We start from the raw sequence: 21,190 nt of genomic DNA on the forward strand, positions 1-21,190 counted from the left end.
AGTGATCGGACGAATCTACGACTTCACGGCAAATGGGGCGAGCTCCGCGGCCAGGGTCTCGTTGATCCGCGCCCGGATCCGCGTGCCCTCGGCCAGGTGCGCGGTCTCGAGGACCTCCCCGATCGTGTGAACCCTCGCGACCAGGTCGCCGCGCTCATACGGCACCACGGCCGTCAGCTCGATCGCCGGCCACGGCAGCCGCTGCTCCAGCGCCGCCTTGACCGCGTCGATGCCCGAGCCGGTGCGCGCCGAGGCGAACACCGCGTCCGGCCACAGGGACTTCAGCCGCAGCTGGGTCTCCTCGTCGGCGGCGTCGATCTTGTTGACGACCAGCAGCTCCGGTACGGCATCCGCACCGACCTCGGCGAGGACCTCGCGGACGGCGCGGACCTGCTCCTCCGGGTCGGCGTGGGCGCCGTCCACCACGTGCAGGACGAGGTCGGCTTCGGCGACCTCCTCCAGGGTGGAGCGGAACGCCTCGATCAGCTGGTGCGGCAGGTGCCGGACGAACCCGACGGTGTCCGACAGCGTGTACAGCCGGCCGTCGTCGGTGCGCGAGCGCCGCGTCGTGGTGTCCAGCGTGGCGAACAGCGCGTCCTCGACCAGCACGCCCGCGCCGGTGAGCCGGTTGAGCAGGCTCGACTTCCCCGCGTTGGTGTAGCCGGCGATCGCGACGCTGGGCACCCTGTTGCGGCGCCGGGTGGCCCGCTTGGTGTCGCGGATCGTCGCCATCGCGGCGATCTCCCGCTTGAGCCGGCTGATCTTCGTGCGGATCCGGCGCCGGTCGGTCTCGATCTTGGTCTCACCGGGACCGCGGAGGCCCACGCCGCCGTTGCCGCTGGCCGAGCCACCGGCCTGCCGGCTCAGCGCCTCACCCCAGCCTCGCAGTCGCGGCAGGAAGTACTGCAGCTGCGCGAGCTCGACCTGGGCCTTGCCCTCTTTGCTCTTCGCGTGCTGGGCGAAGATGTCCAGGATCAGCGCCGTCCGGTCGATGACCTTGACGTTGACCTTCGCCTCCAGGGTCCGCAGCTGCGAGGGGGACAGCTCCCCGTCGCAGATGACCGTGTCGGCGCCGGTGCTCTGCACCACGGCCCGCAGCTCGTCGACCTTGCCGGAGCCGATGTAGGTGCTGGAGTCGGGCCGGCCGCGGCGCTGGATCAGCCCGTCGAGGACCTGCGACCCGGCGGTCTCGGCGAGGGCGGCGAGCTCCGCGAGGGAGTTCTCCGCGTCGGTGGCGGTGCCTTCGGTCCACACCCCGACGAGCACGACCCGCTCGAGGCGCAGCTGGCGGTATTCGACCTCGGTGACGTCGGCGAGCTCGGTCGACAGACCGGCGACACGGCGTAGCGCATGCCGCTCCTCGAGCTCCAGGCCGTCGCCGTCATCGGCGATCTCCCAGGTTTCTGCGGCGGTTGCTCGCAACAGGTTCTCCTTGTTCCGATCTGTATGACCCCCCAATCGTGACACCTCACCGGCTTTGTGGCACTTGATATGTCCCCCCGCACCGGTCACCCGGGCCGGGGGATAAGAATGGGTGACGTGACGACTGCCACGCACCGTTTGCCCAGCGCCGGGTTCTCCATCACGATCCGTGTCTCCGTCCGTGCCGACGCCTCGGCGATCGGCAGGCTCACCACCGCGGTCGGTGAGGCGGGAGGCGTCGTCACCGCGGTCGACGTCGTCGACTCCGACAGCACCGCGGTCGTGGTCGACCTGACCTGCGACACCGCCGACTCCGCGCACGCCGAGCAGGTCGTGGCCTGCCTGGAGAAGCTCGACGGGGTCGACGTGCGCAAGGTCTCGGACCGCACGTTCCTGCTGCACCTCGGCGGTAAGATCGAGGTCACTCCCAAGGTCGCGCTGCGCAACCGTGACGAGCTGTCCAGGGCGTACACGCCCGGCGTGGCCCGCGTGTGCCTGCAGATCGCGGAGAACCCCGACGACGCCCGCCGCCTCACGATCAAGCGCAACACGGTGGCGGTCGTCACCGACGGCTCCGCCGTGCTCGGCCTGGGCAACATCGGCCCGGCCGCCGCGATGCCCGTCATGGAGGGCAAGGCCGCGCTGTTCAAGCGGTTCGGCGGCGTCGACGCGTGGCCGGTCGCGCTCGACACGCAGGACACCGAGGAGATCATCTCGATCGTGCGGGCGATCGCCCCGGCGTACGGTGGCATCAACCTCGAGGACATCGCCGCGCCGCGCTGCTTCGAGATCGAGGAGCGGCTGCGGGAGATGCTGGACATCCCCGTGTTCCACGACGACCAGCACGGCACCGCCATCTGCGTCCTGGCCGCGCTCACCAACGCGCTGCGCGTCGTGGGCAAGTCCATGAGCGACATCCGGGTCGTGGTCAGCGGCGCCGGCGCGGCCGGCACGGCGATCATCAAGCTGCTGCTGCGCCAGGGCGTCGGCGACGTGATCGCCACCGACCGGCCCGGCGCCCTGCACCGCGACCTGCCCGGCCTCACCGGCGCCTGGCCGTGGCTGGTCGAGCACACCAACAAGACCGGCTACGCCGGCGACCTCAAGGGCGCGCTGCGCGGTGCGGACGTCTTCATCGGGGTCAGCGCGCCGAACCTGCTCACCGGCGACGACCTCGCCACGATGGCGCCCAACTCGATCGTGTTCGCCCTGGCCAACCCCGACCCGGAGGTCGACCCGCGGGAGGCCCGCGAGCACGCGGCCATCGTCGCCACCGGCCGCTCCGACCAGCCGAACCAGATCAACAACGTCCTCGCCTTCCCCGGCGTGTTCCGAGGCATGCTCGACGCGCAGGCCCGCGAGTTCACCGAGGCGATGGCCATCGCGGCGGCCCGGGCGATCGCGGACTCCGTCGGCGAGGACAAGCTCAACCCGAGCGTCATCGTGCCCAGCGTCTTCGACGCGCGGGTCGCCCCCGCGGTCGCCGCCGCGGTCAGGGCCGCCGCGAAGGGTCCTCACCTGGACAGCACGGTGGACGGCGAGCCGTCCACGATCCCGGCCCCCGTCGAGCGGCCCTGACCTGCCCCTGCCGCGTCCCGGCGCGCCGACGGCTTTGGTCGTCGCGCCGGGCGGCGGGGTTGTCGCGCGCCGACCAGGGCGGCCGGAACGCCCGGCGGAGCGGTTGTCGCGCGCCGACCAGCGCGGCCGGCGTGCGGAGCGGTTGTGGCGCGCCGATCAGAGCGGCAGGGCCGGGCAGCCACGCGGTGCCGGGTGTCCTGCCGGGCGGAGCGGTTGTGGCCCGCCGACCAGCGGGGCTTGCCCGCCGACCAGCGCGGCCGGAACGCCGGGCGGAGCGGTCGTGGAACGCGCGGGAGCCGGGCCGCGGGTCTAGAAGGTCGGGGCCAGCTGGCGGATCGCCTGGGCGTCGACGTCACCGTGGGCGACGATCACGGCCGGGCCGGCGAGCAGGAACTCCGACGCCGTCTGCGTGATCGTCAGCCGGCCGCCGGCCACGTCCACGACGACCACGCCGGTCTCCAGGCCGGCGTGCTCGAGGGCGACCGCCGCGACCGCGCACGCCCCGGAGCCGCACGACTGCGTCTCGCCGGAGCCGCGCTCGTAGACGCGCATCCGCCGGTACAGGTCGGCGCCGGCCGGCGGGGACCCGGCGGCGGCGAACTCGACGTTGACGCCGGCCGGGAAGATCAGCGGGTCGATGCCGGGCGCGCGGGTCAGGTCCAGCCGCTCCAGCGTGGGCTCGTCGACGGGGCAGACCAGGTGCGGGTTGCCGACGTCCACGGCCGTGCCGCCGAACGTGCGGCCTTCGCTGGTGGCCTCGCTGCGGACGTACACCCGCGGGATCGGCATGCCGGCGGCGATCTCCTCACCGATGGTCACCGGCACCACCCCCGCGCGGGTGACCAGGTTGAACGACCCCTCGGGGGCGACCAGGCCGGCCTCGGCGAGATAGCGGGCGTAGACGCGCACGCCGTTGCCGCACATCTCGGACTGGGAGCCGTCGGCGTTCCAGTAGTCCATGAACCACTCGGCCGTCCCCGCGGACGCCTCGGCGTCGGGGTGGGCGGCGCTGCGGACCACGCGCAGGACGCCGTCGGCGCCGATGCCCCGCCGGCGGTCGCAGAGCGCGGCGACGAACGCGGGCGTCAACGGCAGCACGCCGTCGGGGTCGGGCAGGATGACGAAGTCGTTGCCCGTTCCATGTCCCTTGGCGAAGCGCATGGCGTCAATCTTGCCGCACGACCCCCAGCGCCGCTGCGGCGATGTCGTCAGCGCCACCATCGAGCCACACGATCCGGTCGTCCCGGCGGAACCAGGACCGCTGCCGGCGCACGAACCGCCTGGTGGCCCGCACCGTCTCCGCCCGGGCGGTGGCCTCGTCGTCGAGCACCTGTTTGTAGCCGAGCGCGGCGCCGGCCGTCCTGCCGTCGCGCAGGCCCTTGGCCTCCAGGGCGCGCACCTCGTCGACCAGGCCGGCCGCCCACATCCCGTCGACGCGGGCCTCGATCCGCGCGTCCAGCACCGCCGTGTCCACGTCGACGCCGAGCTGCAGGGCGTCGTACACCGGCCGCGGCTGCGAAGGCAGTCTCGCCGTGAACGTCGTGCCGGTCAGCGCGTTGACCTCCAGGGCCCGGACGATCCTGCGGCCGTTGCCGGGCAGGATGCGCTCGGCCGCCTCCGGGTCGGTGCTGCGCAGCCGGTCGTACAGCACCCGCGGACCGACCTCGGCGAGCTCCTGCTCCAGGGCGGCGCGCAGGGCGGGGTCGGTGCCGGGGAAGTCGAAGTCCTCCAGGACGGCCCGCACGTAGAGGCCCGAGCCGCCGACCAGGAGCGGGACCCGTCCGCGGGCGGCGATGTCGTCGATCGCCGCGCGGGCGAGCTCCTGATACACCGCGACGCTGGCCGGCTCGGTCACGTCCCAGATGTCGAGGACGTGGTGCGGCACGCCGTCCCGCTCGGTCAGGGTGAGCTTGGCCGTGCCGATGTCCATGCCCTTGTACAGCTGCATCGAGTCGGCGTTGACCACCTCACCGCCGAGCTCGTGGGCGAGCCTGATGCTCAGCGCGGACTTGCCCGCCGCGGTGGGGCCGACGACCGCGACGACGCGGGTCACCGCCAGCTCGCGACGAGGTAGCCGACGCCGTAGGGGGCGGAGTGGTGCAGCAGCTCGGTCGTCCTGTGCCCCGCGCCGTGCCCCGTGCCCTGCTCCGCGCCGGCGCCCGCCAGCACCTGCCACGCGGCGCGGCCGCCGGCCAGCAGCTCGGCGGCGAGGGCGGGGTCCAGGCCGAGCAGCGCCCTGGTGTCCCCCTTGGCGAGGGCGTCGGCGACGGCCGTGTCGAAGCCCTCGGCCCGCGGGTCGTCATAACCCGGTGACTTCTCACCCCGGCAGGCGGAGCCGTCGCCCATGACGAGGATGGCGGCGCCGGTGCCGGCGATGCTCCTGCCCAGGGCCGCGCACTCGTCCGGCGTCGCGTCGGCGGCGATGCTCTGGTACTGAACATTTCCGAAATTTCGGTTTTTGTCGTCCTCGACCAGCCAGGCGCCGATCAGCAGGCTCAGCGGCAGCGGGTCCCCGGTGGGCGCGCCGACCCGGATGTCGATGCCCCAGGGGGAGAGGGTTCCCCCGAACGGGGGTTCACGGCGTACCGTCATCGTGTCGGCACCGACCACGACGAGTGACTCGGCGCCGGCCAGGTGCGCCACCGCGACGCGGCAGGCGGCACGCAGCTCGTCGAGCTCCCCGGCGGCCCCAGCGGCCACCTCGGGCACGAGCATCGGCGGATGTGGGCAGACTGCGGCGGCGGCGAACGGCACGGGACAACGGTAGTCGGGACGGTCTCGGCGGCATCGCGCGACCCATTCGGCACCGGAATGGTCACGGTTCGGCCGCAGGCCCTCGACCAGCCCCGGGGCACACCTGTGAGAATGCCATGGGGAACTTTGCTGTGCGATGGCGGCGTAACGGTGGGATACCCGATCCCACGGACGCCGGGAGCGAGGATGGCAGATGAGCGAGCCTACGACGTTTGGACGGATCGACGCTGACGGCAACGTCTTCGTGAAGACGGCAGCCGGAGAGCGGGCCATCGGATCGTGGCAGGCCGGCACACCGGAGGAGGGCCTCGCCCACTTCGCCCGCCGGTTCGCCGACCTGGTGACCGAGGTCGACCTGATCGAGGCACGGCTCGGCAGCGGCGCGGCCGACGCAGGTCAGTCGCTGTCCACCATCAAGCGACTGCGCAGCGGCCTGGACGAGGCCCACGTGGTCGGCGACATCGACGGGCTCGCCGCCCGCCTCGACAAGCTGACCTCGATCGCCGAGGAGAAGGCGGGCGCCGCCCGCGCGGCCCGCGACGCCGCCCGCGCCGAGGCCCTCACCCGCAAGACCACCCTGGTCGAGGAGGCCGAGGCCATCGCGGCCGACGCCACCGGCTGGAAGACCGCGGGCGACCGGCTCAAGGAGATCCTCGACGAGTGGAAGTCCATCCACGGCGTCGAGAAGAAGGCCGAGAGCGAGCTCTGGAAGCGCTACGCGGCCGCCCGCGACGCCTTCACCCGCCGCCGCGGCGCGCACTTCGCCACCCTGGACGCCAGCCGCAAGCAGGCCCAGGGTCGCAAGGAGGAGCTGGTCGTCGAGGCCGAGCAGATCGCCGAGTCCACCGAGTGGAACGCGACGGCCGCCCGCCTCAAGGACCTCATGACCGAGTGGAAGGCCGCCCCCCGCGCCGCGAAGGAGACGGAGCAGAAGCTCTGGGAGCGGTTCCGCGCCGCCCAGGACTCCTTCTTCAAGCGCCGCAGCGAGGTCTTCACCGCCCGCGACGCCGAGTTCAAGGGCAACCTCGACGCCAAGCAGGCGCTCCTCGTCGACGCCGAGGCCCTCGACGTCGACGGCGACCCGAAGGGCGCCCAGGCCAAGCTCCGCGACATCCAGGCCGCCTGGCACGAGGTCGGCCGCGTCCCGCGCGAGGCCCAGACCGGCCTCGACCGCCGCCTCCGCGTCGTCGAGGACAAGGTCAAGACCGCGATGGACGCCGCCTGGCGCCGCACCCCGCCGGAGGCGAGCCCCCTGCTCGCCCAGATGCGGGAGCAGGTGGCCCGGGCCGAGCAGCAGCTCGCCTCCGCCCAGGCCGCCGGCGACCAGCGCCGCATCAAGGAGGCCGAGAAGGCCCTCGAGTCCAAGCGCAAGTTCCTCGCCATGGCCGAGCACACCGGCTGACCCGCGACTTCTCCAGTGACGGGACCCCGAGCCCGTCCGACATAGAAAAGTTGACCACTACACGCCGCGGCGTGTAGTGGTCAACGTCGTTTTCCGGGCAGTCGCGCCTCCCCGCGGCTGCTGCGGGAGGGGAGCGCCGGGCCGTTCGGCGGCCGGTGGATGCCGCTCGAAGGCCGGACGGCGCCGCGGCCGGGTCTGGACTCGCAGGTGGACGGCTTGACCGGAGCTGTGCGGCCGGCTCATTCGGGTGAGCGCGCCCGTGAGCGGACCTGGCGGCCCTGGCCGGGTCCGCCGGTCGCCGCGGGACGGCTGGAGGCGCTGGCGGTGGCGCTGGGAACCGCGGCGGCCAGTCGGAGGCGATGGCCGTCGTGTCCGGGAGACCTGGGCCGCGACCTCAGCAGCCGGCAGGCGGGAGTCGCGGCTGAACCCGGTGCGGTGCTCTCTGCGACGGGCGGACCGAGGCGGTGGCTGGCCCGGGTGATGGAGGCCAGGTGGGGGTGTTCTCTGCGATGGGCTGAGTGGGGTGGTGGCTGGTCGGGTGCGGTGGTCTCTGTGGCGGGTCGAGCGGGGCGGTGGCTGGCCGGGATGGTGGCTGGCCAGGCGTTCTGCGATGGGCTGAGCGAGGCGGTGGCTGGCCGGGATGGTGGCCGGCCGGGTGCGGTGGTCTCTGTGGCGGGTCGAGCGAGCTGTAGCCGGCCGAGATGTGGCCGGCCGGGTGCGGTGGTCTCTGTGGCGAGCCGATCGAGGCGCTGGCTGGGATGCTCTGCTCCCGGCGGCGGGTGGACCGGAGTGGTGGCTGGCCGGAGGCGGTGTTCCCGGCGGCGGGCAGATCAAGGCGGTGGCTGACCCGGCGTAGTGCTTTCTGTGGCGGCCGGGCCGAGGCGGTGGCCCGGGCCTGGACGCGGTGCCCTCTGCGGCCGTGAGCGAGCCGCTCGACCAGGCCGAACCCGGCGTCGGTGGATGCACGCACTACCCAGACACGGGTGCGACTGCCGCCCGGATACGGGTGCAACCGCCGCCCGGACAGCAGCGTGGCCGAACGCAGGGCGCCGCAGGCCGACTGGTCGCCTGTCCGGCATCCAGTCGCACGGCGGGGCCGCTCGTTTCGGTCACACCGCGGGCGACAGACAAGCGCCGGCCACAGCGTGGGTGACAGACAAGCGCCGGCCACAGCGTGGGTGACAGGCAGGTGCTGGCCACAGCGCGGGCGAACGAGGGCCGGCCACAGCGTGGGCGATAAGCAGGGGCTGGCCACAGCGCGGGCTGGCCACAGCGCGGGCCGGCCACAGCGCGGGCCGGCCACAGCGCGGGGCGACAGGCATGGGCCGGCGACAGGCAAGGGCGAACGTGGGCGGCAGGCAAAGGGCGGAGACGCGAAGGCCCGCCTCGGCCTGGCGAGGCCGAGCGGGCCATTCTCGATCCGGGACCGGTCCGACAACGGTCCCGGCGACCGCCGGCCCCGGGCAACGCCCCGGAACGGCGGATGTGCGGTGCTGAGACGGCCACCGGTGGGGCCGGCGGCCGGGAGTGGGTCAGATGCGGCGGACGACGGTGACGACGCGGCCGAGGATGGTGGCGTGGTCGCCGGCGATGGGGTCGAAGGCCGGGTTCTGCGGCATGAGCCAGATGTGGCCGTCGCGGTTGCGGTAGGTCTTGACGGTGGCTTCGCCGTCGATCATGGCCGCGATGATGTCGCCGTTGTTGGCGTTGGGCTGCTGGCGGACGACGACCCAGTCGCCGTCGCAGATGGCCGCCTCGATCATGGAGGAGCCTTTGACCTGGAGCATGAAGAGGGTGCCCTCGCCGACGAGCTCGCGGGGGAGCGGGAAGACGTCCTCGACGGCCTGCTCGGCGAGGATCGGGCCACCGGCGGCGATGCGGCCCAGGACGGGCACGTAGGCGGGGGCGGGGCGGGCGGCGCGCTCGGCCTCCTCGTCGACGGAGACGAGCTCGCTCGGCGGGCGGACGTCGACGGCGCGGGGGCGGTTGGGGTCGCGGCGCAGGTAGCCCTTCCGCTCCAGCTCCTTGAGCTGGTAGGCGACGCTGGAAGGGGACACCAGGCCGACGGCCTCGCCGATCTCGCGGACGCTCGGGGGATAGCCGTTGCGGTCCACGGCGCTGCGGATGAACTCGAGGATGCGCCGCTGGCGGACGGTCAGGTCGGCGGCGAACAGGTCTGGGAAGGCGCTGACCACCGCGGTGACCGCGCGCATCTCCGGCTCGCCTCCGCGGCGGCGGGTGCCGGCCCGGCGGCTGGTGCCGCTGCCGATCGCGGTGACCTCGGCGGAATCGTCGGTGCGGTCGTCGGCTGACACGTCGTCCTCCCTCTTGTTGGCACCAGCGGTGGGAGGCCGCTGGTGCGGACGGGCCGTTGGGTCGGCCCGCCACCTCGTCCGTCACCGGATGTGACGGCACCGGCTGTCGCAAATTTCGGGTATCCCGATCAATCGTCTCGATCGTGTGTGGATCACCGTATCGCCGAGGTGTGACAGTTTCAAACATCTGTACTACGTGGCGCGCCGATTTTTCGGCGTGTTGCTGGACTCGGGTCTTCCCGCTCTGGTAGACCATCGTACGTCCGTTCGATCGAACGGCTGTACGGAATCGAGGGCTGAGATGCGACGACACCCGCGAAACCCACCCATCCGGCTCACCCGCAGGGGACGTGTCGTGCTCTTCTGCCTGCTGCTCGCCGTCGCGGGCGGGATTTTCACGCTCGTCGCGGTGCCGGGGCAGGCGGCGGACCCGCCGGGGGCGGCGCCGGTCGTCATCGTGCAGCCGGGCGACACCCTGTGGGACATCGCGACCCGGCACTCGGGGGGCCGTGGGCGCGACGCGACCATGGAGGAGATCCGCCGTCTCAACCACTTGGACGGCTACAGTGTCGACGCCGGGCAGCGGCTGACCCTGCCACGGCAACGCTGATCAGGGCAAACGAACATCACGCCAACGCCAGATGATGTGGCGCGTGACACGCGTGGGGTGGAATTCGCGGATCAACTTGCGTCCGCGTAGGCGTCGGCATAGCGTCTACCCCTAGATGTAGTAGTTACAGGGTTGTAAGTCGTCCACAGGTTGTGGATTCGGCAATCACCCTTACCAACGGTGACAACCAGCGGAGGCCAGCGCCAAAGGCCGCCCGCTGGGCGTTCGCGTGCGTTTTATCCGGACATATCCGACGTAGACTGGAAGGCCACCGCATGCGCTGCCCGTACTGCCGCCACGCCGACTCACGGGTGGTCGACTCCCGGGAAGCCGAGGACGGCCAGATCATCCGCCGGCGTCGGTCCTGTCCCGAATGCAGCCGCAGGTTCACCACCGTTGAGGAAGCCGTCCTCGCCGTCGTCAAGCGCAGCGGTGTGACGGAGCCGTTCAGCCGTACCAAGATCATTGCGGGGGTCCGCAAGGCGTGCCAGGGCCGCCCGGTCGACGAGGACGCGATCGCCGTGCTCGCGCAGAAGGTCGAGGAGACCGTCCGCGCCCGCGGCGCCGCCGAGCTGCCGAGCCACGAGGTCGGCCTGGCCATCCTCGCGCCGCTGCGGGAGCTCGACGAGGTGGCGTATCTCCGCTTCGCGAGCGTCTACCGGTCGTTCGACTCGCTGCAGGACTTCGAACGTGAGATCGCGTCGCTGCGGGCCGCGTCGAACCGGCCGGCCAGCGCCACACAGCATCAGGCAGCACCGTCACAGGGGGAGCGCGCCGCCGAACCGGTCGGCTGAGCGCAGGTCGTACCAACGCCGAGAACGACAACACAAAAGAGAAGACACTGAGGGGGCCGCGGATGGCGGGGGAGACGAAGACCAAGGCAGCGTCGCGCAAAGAGGCACAGGGCCTGCGCGTCGAGCGGGTGTGGACGACCGAGGGGGTCCACCCCTACGACGAGGTGACGTGGGAGCGTCGCGACATCGTCATGACCAACTGGCGCGACGGCTCGATCAACTTCGAGCAGCGCGGCGTCGAGTACCCGGACTCCTGGTCCGTGAACGCGGCCAACATCGTCACCACCAAGTACTTCCGCGGCGCGGTCGGCACCGACGCCCGCGAGTGGTCGCTGAAGCAGCTGATCGACCGCGTCGTGACCGTGTACCGCAAGGCCGGCGAGGACAACGGCTACTTCGCGACGCCCGCCGACGCCGAGGTGTTCGCCCACGAGCTCACGTGGATGCTGCTGCACCAGGTGTTCAGCTTCAACTCGCCCGTCTGGTTCAACGTCGGCACCCAGTCGCCGCAGCAGGTCAGCGCCTGTTTCATCCTCGCCGTCGACGACTCGATGGACAGCATCCTCGACTGGTACAAGGAAGAGGGGCTGATCTTCAAGGGCGGCTCCGGCTCCGGCGTCAACCTGTCCCGCATCCGCTCCTCGAAGGAGCTGCTCAGCAGCGGCGGCACCGCCAGCGGCCCGGTCAGCTTCATGCGCGGCGCTGACGCGTCCGCCGGGACGATCAAGAGCGGCGGCGCGACCCGCCGCGCGGCCAAGATGGTGATCCTGGACGTCGACCACCCCGACGTCGAGGAGTTCATCGAGACCAAGGCCAGCGAAGAGAACAAGATCCGCGCCCTGCGTGACGCCGGCTTCGACATGGACCTCGGCGGCAAGGACATCGTCAGCGTCCAGTACCAGAACGCCAACAACTCGATCCGGGTCTCCGCCGAGTTCATGCAGTCCATCGAGGACGACGCCGAGTTCGCGCTGCGCTCACGCCTCGACGGCAGCGTCGTGTCGACGGTCAAGGGCCGCGAGCTGTTCCGCAAGCTCGCCCAGGCCGCGTGGGAGTGCGCCGACCCCGGCATCCAGTACGACGACACGATCAACGAGTGGCACACCTGCCCGGAGACCGGCCGGATCACCGCGTCCAACCCGTGCAGCGAGTACATGCACCTGGACAACTCCAGCTGCAACCTCGCGTCGCTCAACCTGATGAAGTACCTCAACGCCGACGGTACGTTCGCGGTGGAGAAGTTCGTGAAGTCGGTCGAGTTCGTCATCACCGCGATGGACATCTCGATCTGCTTCGCCGACTTCCCGACCGAGAAGATCGGCGCCACCACCCGCGCGTACCGCCAGCTCGGCATCGGCTACGCCAACCTCGGCGCCCTGCTCATGGCCAGCGGCCTCGCGTACGACTCCGACGGTGGCCGCGCGGTCGCCGCGACGATCACCAGCCTCATGTCCGGCACGGCGTACCGCCGCTCGGCCGAGCTCGCCGGGATCGTCGGCGCGTACGACGGCTACGCCCGCAACGCCACGCCGCACCAGCGGGTCATGCGCCAGCACGCCACCGCCAACGACGCGATCAGCACGGTCGGCGGCGTCGACGTCGCGATCAAGGCCGCGGCGACGGCGGAGTGGACCCGGGGCAACGAGATCGGCGCCCGCAACGGCTGGCGCAACTCGCAGGCCTCGGTGCTCGCCCCGACCGGCACCATCGGCCTGATGATGGACTGCGACACCACTGGCGTCGAGCCGGACCTGGCCCTGGTCAAGTTCAAGAAGCTCGTCGGCGGCGGCTCGATGCAGATCGTCAACCAGACCGTCCCGCGCGCCCTGCGCAACCTGGGGTACCAGGAGGAGCAGGTCGAGGCCATCGTCGAGCACATCTCCGAGCACGGCCACGTCGTGGACGCCCCCGGCCTGCGCGCCGAGCACTACAGCGTGTTCGACTGCGCCATGGGCGAGCGCACCATCGCCCCGATGGGCCACGTCCGGATGATGTCGGCGATCCAGCCCTTCATCTCCGGCGCCATCTCCAAGACGGTCAACATGCCGGAGGCGGCCACCGTCGAGGACGTCGAGGAGATCTACTTCCAGGGCTGGAAGCTCGGCCTCAAGGCCCTCGCGATCTACCGTGACAACTGCAAGGTCGGCCAGCCGCTGTCCGCGGTGTCCTCCTCCGCCGCGAAGAAGGCTCCGGAGGTGGCCGAGCCCGTCGTGCAGGAGGTCGTGAAGACCGAGAAGGTCATCGAGTACCGCCCGGTCCGCAAGCGGCTGCCGAAGAAGCGCCCGAGCTCGACCGTGTCGTTCTCCGTCGCCGGCGCCGAGGGGTACCTGACCGCGTCGTCGTACCCGGACGACGGCCTCGGCGAGGTCTTCCTCAAGATGTCGAAGCAGGGCTCCACCCTGGCCGGCGTCATGGACGCCTTCTCCGTGGCGATCTCCATCGGCCTGCAGTACGGCGTACCGCTGGAGACCTACGTCAGCAAGTTCGTCAACATGCGCTTCGAGCCGGCCGGCATGACCGACGACCCGGACATCCGCCTGGCGTCGTCCGTCATGGACTACATCTTCCGGCGCCTCGCCCTGGACTTCCTGGACTTCGACACCCGGTCGGAGCTGGGGATCCTCACGTCCGCGGAGCGGGCTGCCCAGCTGCGCGCCGAGGCCGGCGAGCCCGACGTCGACCTGACCGAGATGCGCAACTCCGCCCCGGTTGAAGCGGCCACGAAGCCGGCGTCGAAGCCGGTCGAGGTCGCCGCGCCGCGCAAGGTCGGCTCGTCGACCGAGCTGCTCGAACTGGTCCAGGGCAAGGCCGCCGACGCTCCGCTGTGCTTCACCTGCGGCACGAAGATGCGCCCGGCCGGCAGCTGCTACGTCTGCGAGGGCTGCGGCTCCACCAGCGGCTGCAGCTGACAGGTCCTCGTTGCACCACGACCGCCCGGGCCCACACAGGGTCCGGGCGGTCGCCGGTTTCCGCCCGAACTGATCGCGCACTTCCTGGAGACCAGATGGCCTACGACCTCGACAACTGTCTGGTGGTCGGAATCGCGTCCAGTGCGCTGTTCGACCTGAAGGCGTCGGATGAGGTTTTCCGTCGAGATGGCGAGGAGGCCTACCGGAAGTATCAGGAAGAGAACCTGAACAACTTCCTCGCCCCGGGTGTTGCCTTCCCGTTCATCAAGCGCCTTCTCTCGCTGAACGACCTCTGCAGGCGAATGCGGGGACTCCGCATTCGCCAGGGCCATTGCGGGACTTCTTGCGGCAGGTCAACCAGATCCAGCGGCGAGAAGAGGCGAGGAAGTCAGCCGACGAGAAATATCGCATACGCCTGCACGTGTCCATCGTGACGGCGCGCAACGCGCCGTCACGCGAGAGGGCGGTCGCCAGTCTCAAGGCATGGGGTGTGACGGTCAACGACGCCTTCTTCCTCGGCGGGGTGGACAAGGGCAAGGTCGTCGAGATCCTGAAGCCGCACATCTTCTTCGATGACCAGCCGACGCACCTGCTGTCGACCTCGCGGGCGGCGCCGAGCGTCCATGTCCCGTTCGGCATCGCCAATGATGAAACCGGTGCCGCTATCGCCCCAGCCGGACATCACGAGGTGTGATCCCGGAGGCGGCCGGTTCAGGGGCCGGCGGGCGTCGGGGTGGGTCGCTGTGGGTGGGGCCCGGGGTCCAGTCCTTGAAGGTCAGCGCGGGGCGCTCCACCAGGTGCCAGGACGCGGCCGCGAGCAGCGTCGTGGCCAGGGCGGACACGGCGACGTACGCGGGCAGGCCCCAGTGGTGCACGCCGAGGGTGGCGAGGGTCTGCTGGGTCGGGAACGCGTAGATGTAGATGCCGTACGAGTAGTCGTGGGTGCGGCCGATGCGGTGGGTCCACGGGGGCAGCGTGCAGGCCAGCCACAGCAGCAGGTAGGCGTACGCGGGGTAGCCGAGCACGTGGAAGGCGCCGAACCGCAGCGTGGTCAGCAGCACCGCGGCCGCGCAGGCCGCCAGGATCCCGTTCATCGGGATGCGGTGTCGGTACAGCTGCGCCGAAGCACCCAGCAGGAACAGGAAGCCGAGGTAGACGAGGGTCTGGGTGTTGAGCGAGCCGAAGAGCGGGATCGGGCCGAAGGCGCCGCGGGGTTGTGGGACGGTGCGGGCGGTGTGCGGCAGCTGGTGGAGGAAGTCGCTGAGCAGGACCGCGTACGCGCCGGCGGTGAGCAGCAGGATCAGGCGCGGGGAGCGGCGGATCACGCCGCAGGCGGTGAGGGCGGTGAAGACGCCGTACCAGAAGAGCTCGAACGACAGGCTCCACAGCGAGCCGTTGACGACGGACCCGCCGCCGGTCAGCCGGCCGTAGGGGGTGTCGCTGAACAGCGTGCCGATGCCCCACCGGTGCGGCTGCCCGAGCGCGTTGCCCCAGGCGAACGAGAATGCCTCAGGAAATGTCGTGAAAAATCCGGCGCAAGCGGCGGTGAGCAGCAGGCAGGCCCACAGGCCGGGGAAGATCCGCAGGCAGCGGTGCCACGCGAAGCGGACCGCGCCCAGCCGGGCCGCGCTGGCCGTGACGAGGAAGCCGGACAGGACGAAGAACCCGTCGACCGCCAGGGCTCCCACGTCCGCCTGACCGCGGGACAGGTCCAGTCCCGGCGTCGCCCGGCCCGCGCCCAGCGGCCAGGAGTGGCCGGCCAGGACCGCGAGGGCGAGACACAACCGCAGGAACCCGAGAGCGTTCGCGCGGGGCGAGTACCGGTCAGCCAACACATCCTGACAAACGACCAGATGACCGACTTCGTCGTTAAGTGAGTTGTGTCAGTATCCGCTCCCCCCAAAACGGACACCCTCACGACGGACACCCTCACGACAGACGCGCTCACGACGCGGAACCCACCCAAGCAACTGCGCATCGCCGCCCTGGTCGCGGGCGCGTGGCTGGTCATCGCCCTGCTGTACCTCGCCGGGGTCGCGTACCTCGTGCCGCCGCTGCTCCTGGTCGGCACCGCCGCGCTCCTGCGGGGCGGCAGGACCGTCCTCGACCGGCTGATGCTCGCCACCGGGCTGCTGCTCGGCCTCACCTGCCTCGCCGCGCTCGCGTTCGCCGTCTGGCCGTGGGGGCTGCATCCGGTGACCGCCGGCGGCGCGGGCGCCACCGTGCTGATCGTCGCCGCCGCGAGGACCGGCCGCCGGCCCCGGCTGCCGCGCCCAGGTGCCACCGACGGGATCGCCCTGCTCGCGGTCGCCGCCGTCGGCGCCGTGGTCGCCTGGCCGCTGCTGCGTGGCGGCCGCGCCGGGCGGCTCGGGCTCGTCATGGACGGCGAGGACCTCGCCCGGCACGCGGCGCTGTTCGACGCGATCCGCCGTGTCGGCGGGTACGTCTTCCAGCGCCCGGAGGCAGGAAAGTCCCTCATCTACGAGGGCATGGTGTCCTACCCGCAGGGCGAGCACCTGACGGCCGCGCTGCTCGACGGGTTCGTCAGGTCCTCCGCCGCGGCGCAGGGCACCGGCGCCGGCATGTTCGACCACTACCTGGCGTTCGTCGCGGCCGGGTACGTGCTGCTCGCCGCCACCCTCGTCTGGGCGGCGCAGTGGATCGGCGCGGGCGGCCTCACCCCGGGCCGCACCGCCGTCGTCGCGGCCGGGATCGCGGGGCTGTGCGCGTTCGGCGAGCTGCTGGACCTCGTCCGGTTCGGCTACCCGAGCCAGGTCCTGGGCCTCGCCGAGGCGCTCATGCTCCTGACCGTCCTCGTCCGGCCGGTGCCACGGCGGCGCCAGCAGCTGCTGCTCGTCGCGTCCCTCCTGGCGGCGGTCGGGTTCACGTACTACCTGTACCTGCCGCCGGTCGGCCTCGCCGCGATCCTGTGGCTGATGCGGGAACGCCGGCGGCACCACGGCCGGGCGATCCCCGCCCTCGCGCTCGCCATCGCCGTCACCAGCGCCGTGCCCCTGGCCATCGGCGTCCTCGTCGCGGGCCAGGCGGGCGCGCTGCTCAGCGTCGGCTCCCTGAAGGTCGGCCGCGAAGGCCTCGTCGTGCTGCTGTGCCTCGTCGCGTCGGGCATGCTGACCAGGCGCGGCCGCAAGAGCCGGATCTGGCGCTCGTACGCCCTGATCTTCGTCCCCGTGGCCGGCTTCGCCGTCGGCATGCTGGCCGTGCAGCGGCTCTTCGGGTCCGGCAGCGGGTACTACGCCAACAAGGCCCTGTTCCTCGTCCTGGCCCTGCTCCTGGCGGGCGCCGGCGCGCTCGCCCTGCACCTGCCCCGCCAGGGGCTGACCCCGTCCCACCTGCGGACCGCGTCGGTCCTCATGGCGATCGTCGCCCTCATCGGCGGCGAACGCGCCGGCGAGCAGCGCGAGCACCTCGACACCAGCTCCACCTGGCTGGCCGGCGCGGGCCCGGACCAGCTCTTCTACGCCAGAGCCGCCCTCGCCGTCCCGCCCGGCCCGCCGACCGTCGTCATCGGCGACGACCCCGGCTACGACTCGTACCGGCTGACCCTGTTCATCTCGACCCTGCACCGCACCTCGGGCGAGATGGCCACGGCCACGTACCACGTCGGCCCGATCAACTCCCCGGACCGCCTCGACGCCGTGGTCGCGAGAATGCCCGGCCCGATGCGCCTGCTCGCCCTCTCGGACGACGCCCAGCACCGGGCCGAGTCACTCCGTCTCCGCCACCCCACCGCGAGGATCGAGATCCTCCGCGCCTGATCCTGGGCGGCGCCTACTTCTTGGTCTTGCGCAGGGCCTTCAGGTCCGTGTGGGCGGTCTTGGCGGCGGCGCGGACCGGCTGGAGCTGGGACTTGACGGCGGTGGCGTCCGGGCCCGGCTTGACGCCCAGGAGGGTGTCGACCTTGCCCTTGAGGGTCGACTCGATCGTGTCGAGCTTCGCGGTGTCGGCGCCCGGCAGGCCGCGCAGCTTGGTGATGACGGCGAGCTCGGTGTCGATGGCCGCGGTGAGGCGGACCTTCGGGCCGGTGAGGACGAAGACGCGGTAGTCGAACACCATCGACTGGGCGTCGGCCTTCACGGCGGCGGCGGTCGTCTCGCCCTGGACCTTCGTCTTCAGGGTGGTCAGGCCGGCGCGCTGGTCGCTGATGAGCTTCGTGAGGTTGTCGCGGTGCGCGGGCTGGACCTGTTTCGCGGCGGCCAGGGTCGTCTCGAACTTCTTCAGCGCGTCGAGCCGCTTGTCGATCCGGGTGACGACGGCGTTCTTGGCGGTGTCCAGCGGCCGCGCGGACGGCTCGGCCGAGGCGGTGCCCGGGACCAGCACGGCGGTGAGGATCAGGGTCAGGGCGATCAGGGTGCGCTTCACGGTGTCGGTCCCTCTCAGTCTTCGTCGTCGGCGGGCTGGGCGTCACCGGACAGCTGCGCGTCGATCTGGTCGAGCAGCTCGTCCACCGATGCGGCACCGGAGCCGGAACCGGCGTCGGTCGCCTGCGACGGCCGCACGGGACCGGTGGACGCCGGCACGGTCACGGTGGACGGGGTGGAAACGGCGTCGCGGCGGGCCTGACGTGCGCAGCCGCCGGCGAACAGCAGCCCGATCGCGAGCGCGACGGCGATGGTTCGTCTCATGGCGGAAATGGTGTGTCCCGCGGGTAAGCGCTCCCCGCGGGACAACGTAAGGATCAGGTCAGGACGGGTCAGGCGGCGACCGCCGCCACCACCTCGACCTCCAGCAGCGCCCCGTCGCGGAAGAGCTTCGACACCTCGACGGTGGTGCTGGTCGGCGGGACGCCGGTGAACAGGGCGCGGCGGACCCGGCCGTACTCCGGCAGCGTCGACATGTCGGTGAGGAACGTGCGGACGTTGACCACGTCGCCGAACGCCGCGCCGTGCGCCGCCAGGAGCGCGCCGATCAGCTCGAAGACGCGGGTGGCCTGGGCGTGCATGTCACCGGCGCCGACGAGCTCGCCGTCGTCGGACAGGGCGATCTGCCCGGACAGGAACAGCAGCGCCCCGGTGCCGACGTCGATGCGGGCGACCTGCGAATACGCGCCGACGGGCGGCGCCACGCCGGCGGGGTTGTCGATGGTGAGCATCAGGATCCTCCAGCAACGATCGAGGTGAGGTCCGCCTCCGGGTCCGCGGCGGCCAGATGCAGCCCGGCGGCGGCGGCCACCGGCAGGTCGCGGCCGGCGACGCTGAGCGCCAGGTCCTTGGCCGCCAGCCGGACGGGGAAGTGCGCGACCCGCCCGCCGGACAGGCGCGCGACCGCGTTGCCCAGCGGTCCCGCGCGCAGCGCCTCGAGCGCGTCCGCGCGGGGCACCCCGACCGCGTCAGCGACCTGCAGCGCCTCGGTCAGGGCCGCGATCGCGGTCACGAGCGCGGTGTTGAGGACCACCTTCATCGCCGCCCCGCTGCCCGGCGGGCCGCACCGCCGGACCTCCCCGAGCGTGGCGAGGACCGGCGCGACCCGGTCGACGGCCGCCGTCGTACCACCGGCGAAGATGCGCAACGTGCCACCCTCGGCGGCCCCGGTGCTGCCGGCGACCGGCGCGTCGACCAGGTCCACCCCCGCCGGCAGCGCGCGGGCGAGGGCACGGACCGCGTCGGGCCCGATCGTCGACATGTCCACCAGCGTCGCGGTGGCCGGGATGCCCGCTCCCGCGGCGACGGACAGGACGGCCGGCCCGTCGGTGAGCATCGTGATGACGACCTCGGCGGAGCGGACGGCCTCCCGCGCCGACCCCGCCATGACGACCCCCTCGACCTGGCGTGGCGTGCGGCTCCAGCCCGCGACGGCGAACCCGTGCGCCGCCAGCCGCCGGGCGATCGGCGCCCCCATGTGCCCGAGTCCGAGCACGGCGATCTTCTGCATGCCGTCGACCGTAGGCGCGACCCAGCGATGCGACCAGCGAATGTCTGGCATCGCTGCCATGCGCTATGCGAATGTCGACGGCATGCAGACGGAGATGCTGGACGTGTTCCGGGAGGTCGCCCGGCAGCGCTCGATCACCGGCGCCGCCACGACCCTGCGCTACACCCAGTCGGCCGTGTCCCGGCAGATCGCCGCCCTGGAGCTGGAGGTCGGCGCGCGCCTGTTCGACCGGCTGCCCCGCGGCGTCGCCCTCACCGACGAGGGCCGCTGCCTGCTCGAGCACGCGACCGCGATCCTGGACCGGCTCGCCCTCGCCCGCCGCGACGTCGCCGCCGTCCACGCCGGCACCGCCGGCCGGCTGCGCGTGGGCGCGTTCGCGACCGCCGACGCCGCGCTCGTCCCGCGCGCCCTGGCCCGCTTCCGCGCCACCCGCCCCGGCGTCCGCCTCTCGCTCGTCGAGGGCGTCACCGGCCGCCTCCTCGCCGCACTGCTCGCCGGCGACGCCGACGTGGTCCTCGTGACGACCGGCGCCGACCGCCCGTTCGACGACCCGCGCCTGCGCACCCACCACGTCCTCGACGAGCCCGTCCTCCTCGCCGTGCCGCGGGAGCACCGGTTGGCGTCCGCGTCGCCGGTACGGCTGGCCGCCCTCACGGACGAGGCGTGGATCGCGGGCTCGGCGTCACCGGAGGAAACCCTGCTGGGGCCGAGCGTGCGACTCGGCTTCCGGCCCCGCATCGACTTCGTCGCCGCCGAGTGGACCGCGAAGCTCGGCTTCGTCGCCGCCGGGCTCGGCGTCACCCTCGTGCCGGCCCTGGCCGCCCGCGCCGCCCCCGCCGACGTCCGCCTCCTCGCCCTGCACCCCGACGAGGTCCCACCCCGCACCGTCCTGGCCGCCACCCTCGCCGGCCGCACGGTCCCACCCCCGGTCGCCGACTTCCTGGACATCGTCCGCGACCTCGCCGGAGCGGCCGCGCCGGCGCCTACAGGCTGCTGAGGTCGATGAGTTTGGCGAGCTCGACGAGCTTCGGCAGCAGTTCGGCCGCCTTGTCGTCGCCGGTACCGGCGGGAAGGCGCACCGACAGCTGGATGATGCGCTTGTTGCCGGCGAGCCAGCCCACCTCGGCGCCGGGGCCGGTGGCTGCCGTGGCCGGGGTCGGGCGCTGGTACGCGGCGGCGCCCAGGCCTTCGACCGAGTCGGCGCCCTTGGGCTGGACGGCGCCGGTGTAGATGTCGGCGCCGATCGTGGTGGCGGTCACCGACAGGATCAGGTCCGGGGCGGCGGCCTTCGCCGGCTGGAGCACGCAGGTGAACGTGTTCTCCTGCGTCGCGGCCGCGGCGACACCCAGGTCGAGGCCGAGCTTCGCGTTGACGACCGGGAAGTCGAGCAGCTGGCACGCGCCGCCCGCGGCGGCGGCCGGGGCGGTCGACGGCGCGGCGGCAGGCGGGTTCGCGCCCGCGTCGTCACAGCCAGTGAGCAGGATCAGCACCGCCAGCGCGGCGACCACCGTTCGCAC

20 protein-coding genes are annotated in these 21,190 nt (G+C 72.1%); 9 read left to right on the forward strand and 11 right to left on the reverse strand.

Annotated elements, in window-relative coordinates; all coding sequences use genetic code 11:
- Nucleotides 1–15: 15 nt before the first annotated feature.
- Complete coding sequence (gene hflX, locus ACZ6TV_RS05305; RefSeq protein ID WP_465295592.1) at nt 16–1,422, reverse strand: GTPase HflX; 1,407 nt, start codon at nt 1,420–1,422, stop codon at nt 16–18.
- Nucleotides 1,423–1,539: 117 nt separating this feature from the next.
- Between hflX and ACZ6TV_RS05310 the strand changes: the two genes are divergently transcribed.
- Nucleotides 1,540–3,000, forward strand: coding sequence for an NAD-dependent malic enzyme (locus tag ACZ6TV_RS05310; RefSeq protein ID WP_465295594.1), 1,461 nt, complete (start codon nt 1,540–1,542; stop codon nt 2,998–3,000).
- 309 nt (nt 3,001–3,309) lie between these two features.
- On the opposite strand, the gene dapF is transcribed toward ACZ6TV_RS05310, so the two are convergent.
- Genes dapF through ACZ6TV_RS05325 form a run of 3 tightly spaced genes read right to left on the reverse strand, consistent with a single transcriptional unit; the run spans nt 3,310 to nt 5,715 of the window.
- A complete protein-coding gene (dapF, locus tag ACZ6TV_RS05315; protein ID WP_465295596.1) occupies nt 3,310–4,161 on the reverse strand; it encodes a diaminopimelate epimerase in 852 nt (283 codons plus the stop codon).
- A 4-nt stretch (nt 4,162–4,165) separates the two neighbouring features.
- Complete coding sequence (miaA, locus tag ACZ6TV_RS05320) at nt 4,166–5,059, reverse strand: tRNA (adenosine(37)-N6)-dimethylallyltransferase MiaA (RefSeq protein WP_465296120.1); 894 nt, start codon at nt 5,057–5,059, stop codon at nt 4,166–4,168.
- Nucleotides 5,050–5,715, reverse strand: coding sequence for a class III extradiol dioxygenase subunit B-like domain-containing protein (locus ACZ6TV_RS05325; RefSeq protein ID WP_465296122.1), 666 nt, complete (start codon nt 5,713–5,715; stop codon nt 5,050–5,052). Before ACZ6TV_RS05325 ends, miaA begins: the two co-directional genes overlap by 10 nt.
- A 232-nt stretch (nt 5,716–5,947) precedes the next feature.
- On the opposite strand from ACZ6TV_RS05325, the gene ACZ6TV_RS05330 reads away from it, so the two are divergent.
- Entirely contained in the window at nt 5,948–7,156 is a 1,209-nt protein-coding gene (locus tag ACZ6TV_RS05330) for a DUF349 domain-containing protein (protein ID WP_465295598.1), read from the forward strand.
- A 1,532-nt stretch (nt 7,157–8,688) separates the two neighbouring features.
- Here ACZ6TV_RS05330 and lexA read toward each other — a convergent pair.
- Complete coding sequence (gene lexA / locus ACZ6TV_RS05335) at nt 8,689–9,369, reverse strand: transcriptional repressor LexA (RefSeq protein WP_465296124.1); 681 nt, start codon at nt 9,367–9,369, stop codon at nt 8,689–8,691.
- A gap of 457 nt (nt 9,370–9,826) precedes the next feature.
- Here lexA and ACZ6TV_RS05340 point away from each other — a divergent pair, with 457 nt between their 5' ends.
- From ACZ6TV_RS05340 to ACZ6TV_RS05360, 5 genes are all read left to right on the forward strand, one after another.
- Nucleotides 9,827–10,081 (forward strand): LysM peptidoglycan-binding domain-containing protein, encoded by a 255-nt coding sequence (locus ACZ6TV_RS05340; protein WP_465295600.1) that lies wholly within the window; start codon nt 9,827–9,829, stop codon nt 10,079–10,081.
- Between the two features lie 275 nt (nt 10,082–10,356).
- Nucleotides 10,357–10,875 (forward strand): transcriptional regulator NrdR, encoded by a 519-nt coding sequence (gene nrdR, locus ACZ6TV_RS05345; RefSeq protein WP_354787107.1) that lies wholly within the window; start codon nt 10,357–10,359, stop codon nt 10,873–10,875.
- 62 nt (nt 10,876–10,937) lie between these two features.
- Nucleotides 10,938–13,784, forward strand: a complete 2,847-nt coding sequence (locus ACZ6TV_RS05350) for a vitamin B12-dependent ribonucleotide reductase (RefSeq protein WP_465295603.1) — start codon at nt 10,938–10,940, stop codon at nt 13,782–13,784.
- A 95-nt stretch (nt 13,785–13,879) separates the two neighbouring features.
- Complete coding sequence (locus ACZ6TV_RS05355) at nt 13,880–14,218, forward strand: 5'-nucleotidase (protein WP_465295605.1); 339 nt, start codon at nt 13,880–13,882, stop codon at nt 14,216–14,218.
- On the forward strand, nt 14,128–14,478 hold the full coding sequence (locus tag ACZ6TV_RS05360) for a 5'-nucleotidase (protein ID WP_465295607.1): 351 nt from the start codon (nt 14,128–14,130) through the stop codon (nt 14,476–14,478). Before ACZ6TV_RS05355 ends, ACZ6TV_RS05360 begins: the two co-directional genes overlap by 91 nt.
- On the opposite strand, the gene ACZ6TV_RS05365 is transcribed toward ACZ6TV_RS05360, so the two are convergent.
- On the reverse strand, nt 14,447–15,619 hold the full coding sequence (locus ACZ6TV_RS05365; RefSeq protein ID WP_465295609.1) for an acyltransferase family protein: 1,173 nt from the start codon (nt 15,617–15,619) through the stop codon (nt 14,447–14,449). The two genes, ACZ6TV_RS05360 and ACZ6TV_RS05365, sit on opposite strands and share 32 nt — an antisense overlap.
- A gap of 45 nt (nt 15,620–15,664) precedes the next feature.
- On the opposite strand from ACZ6TV_RS05365, the gene ACZ6TV_RS05370 reads away from it, so the two are divergent.
- A complete protein-coding gene (locus tag ACZ6TV_RS05370) occupies nt 15,665–17,560 on the forward strand; it encodes a hypothetical protein (protein WP_465295611.1) in 1,896 nt (631 codons plus the stop codon).
- A gap of 13 nt (nt 17,561–17,573) precedes the next feature.
- Here the strand turns inward: ACZ6TV_RS05370 and ACZ6TV_RS05375 are convergent, their stop codons facing one another.
- The 4 genes from ACZ6TV_RS05375 to ACZ6TV_RS05390 form a co-directional block, all read right to left on the reverse strand.
- Nucleotides 17,574–18,164, reverse strand: a complete 591-nt coding sequence (locus ACZ6TV_RS05375; protein ID WP_465295613.1) for a hypothetical protein — start codon at nt 18,162–18,164, stop codon at nt 17,574–17,576.
- 14 nt (nt 18,165–18,178) lie between these two features.
- A complete protein-coding gene (locus tag ACZ6TV_RS05380; protein ID WP_465295615.1) occupies nt 18,179–18,427 on the reverse strand; it encodes a hypothetical protein in 249 nt (82 codons plus the stop codon).
- Between the two features lie 68 nt (nt 18,428–18,495).
- Nucleotides 18,496–18,894, reverse strand: a complete 399-nt coding sequence (locus ACZ6TV_RS05385) for a RidA family protein (RefSeq protein ID WP_465295617.1) — start codon at nt 18,892–18,894, stop codon at nt 18,496–18,498.
- Nucleotides 18,894–19,673, reverse strand: coding sequence for an NAD(P)-dependent oxidoreductase (locus ACZ6TV_RS05390; RefSeq protein ID WP_465295619.1), 780 nt, complete (start codon nt 19,671–19,673; stop codon nt 18,894–18,896). The genes ACZ6TV_RS05385 and ACZ6TV_RS05390 overlap by 1 nt, the downstream gene beginning before the upstream one ends.
- A gap of 58 nt (nt 19,674–19,731) precedes the next feature.
- On the opposite strand from ACZ6TV_RS05390, the gene ACZ6TV_RS05395 reads away from it, so the two are divergent.
- A complete protein-coding gene (locus ACZ6TV_RS05395; RefSeq protein WP_465295621.1) occupies nt 19,732–20,670 on the forward strand; it encodes a LysR family transcriptional regulator in 939 nt (312 codons plus the stop codon).
- On the opposite strand, the gene ACZ6TV_RS05400 is transcribed toward ACZ6TV_RS05395, so the two are convergent.
- Nucleotides 20,657–21,190 carry a hypothetical protein gene (locus ACZ6TV_RS05400; RefSeq protein ID WP_465295623.1) on the reverse strand — a complete coding sequence of 178 codons (534 nt, stop codon included), beginning with the start codon at nt 21,188–21,190 and terminating at the stop codon, nt 20,657–20,659. The genes ACZ6TV_RS05395 and ACZ6TV_RS05400 overlap by 14 nt on opposite strands.

This window comes from Dactylosporangium sp. NPDC051087 (assembly GCF_055586325.1).

What these genes read in the sequence shown, in the direction of transcription:
- dapF (WP_465295596.1), bottom strand. Translation starts at nt 4,161, where the DNA reads ATGCGCTTCGCCAAGGGACATGGAACGGGCAACGACTTCGTCATCCTG.
- ACZ6TV_RS05325 (WP_465296122.1), bottom strand. Translation starts at nt 5,715, where the DNA reads ATGCTCGTGCCCGAGGTGGCCGCTGGGGCCGCCGGGGAGCTCGACGAG.
- ACZ6TV_RS05330 (WP_465295598.1), top strand. Translation starts at nt 5,948, where the DNA reads ATGAGCGAGCCTACGACGTTTGGACGGATCGACGCTGACGGCAACGTC.
- lexA (WP_465296124.1), bottom strand. Translation starts at nt 9,369, where the DNA reads ATGCGCGCGGTCACCGCGGTGGTCAGCGCCTTCCCAGACCTGTTCGCC.
- nrdR (WP_354787107.1), top strand. Translation starts at nt 10,357, where the DNA reads ATGCGCTGCCCGTACTGCCGCCACGCCGACTCACGGGTGGTCGACTCC.
- ACZ6TV_RS05350 (WP_465295603.1), top strand. Translation starts at nt 10,938, where the DNA reads ATGGCGGGGGAGACGAAGACCAAGGCAGCGTCGCGCAAAGAGGCACAG.
- ACZ6TV_RS05355 (WP_465295605.1), top strand. Translation starts at nt 13,880, where the DNA reads ATGGCCTACGACCTCGACAACTGTCTGGTGGTCGGAATCGCGTCCAGT.
- ACZ6TV_RS05380 (WP_465295615.1), bottom strand. Translation starts at nt 18,427, where the DNA reads ATGAGACGAACCATCGCCGTCGCGCTCGCGATCGGGCTGCTGTTCGCC.
- ACZ6TV_RS05385 (WP_465295617.1), bottom strand. Translation starts at nt 18,894, where the DNA reads ATGCTCACCATCGACAACCCCGCCGGCGTGGCGCCGCCCGTCGGCGCG.
- ACZ6TV_RS05390 (WP_465295619.1), bottom strand. Translation starts at nt 19,673, where the DNA reads ATGCAGAAGATCGCCGTGCTCGGACTCGGGCACATGGGGGCGCCGATC.
- ACZ6TV_RS05395 (WP_465295621.1), top strand. Translation starts at nt 19,732, where the DNA reads ATGCGCTATGCGAATGTCGACGGCATGCAGACGGAGATGCTGGACGTG.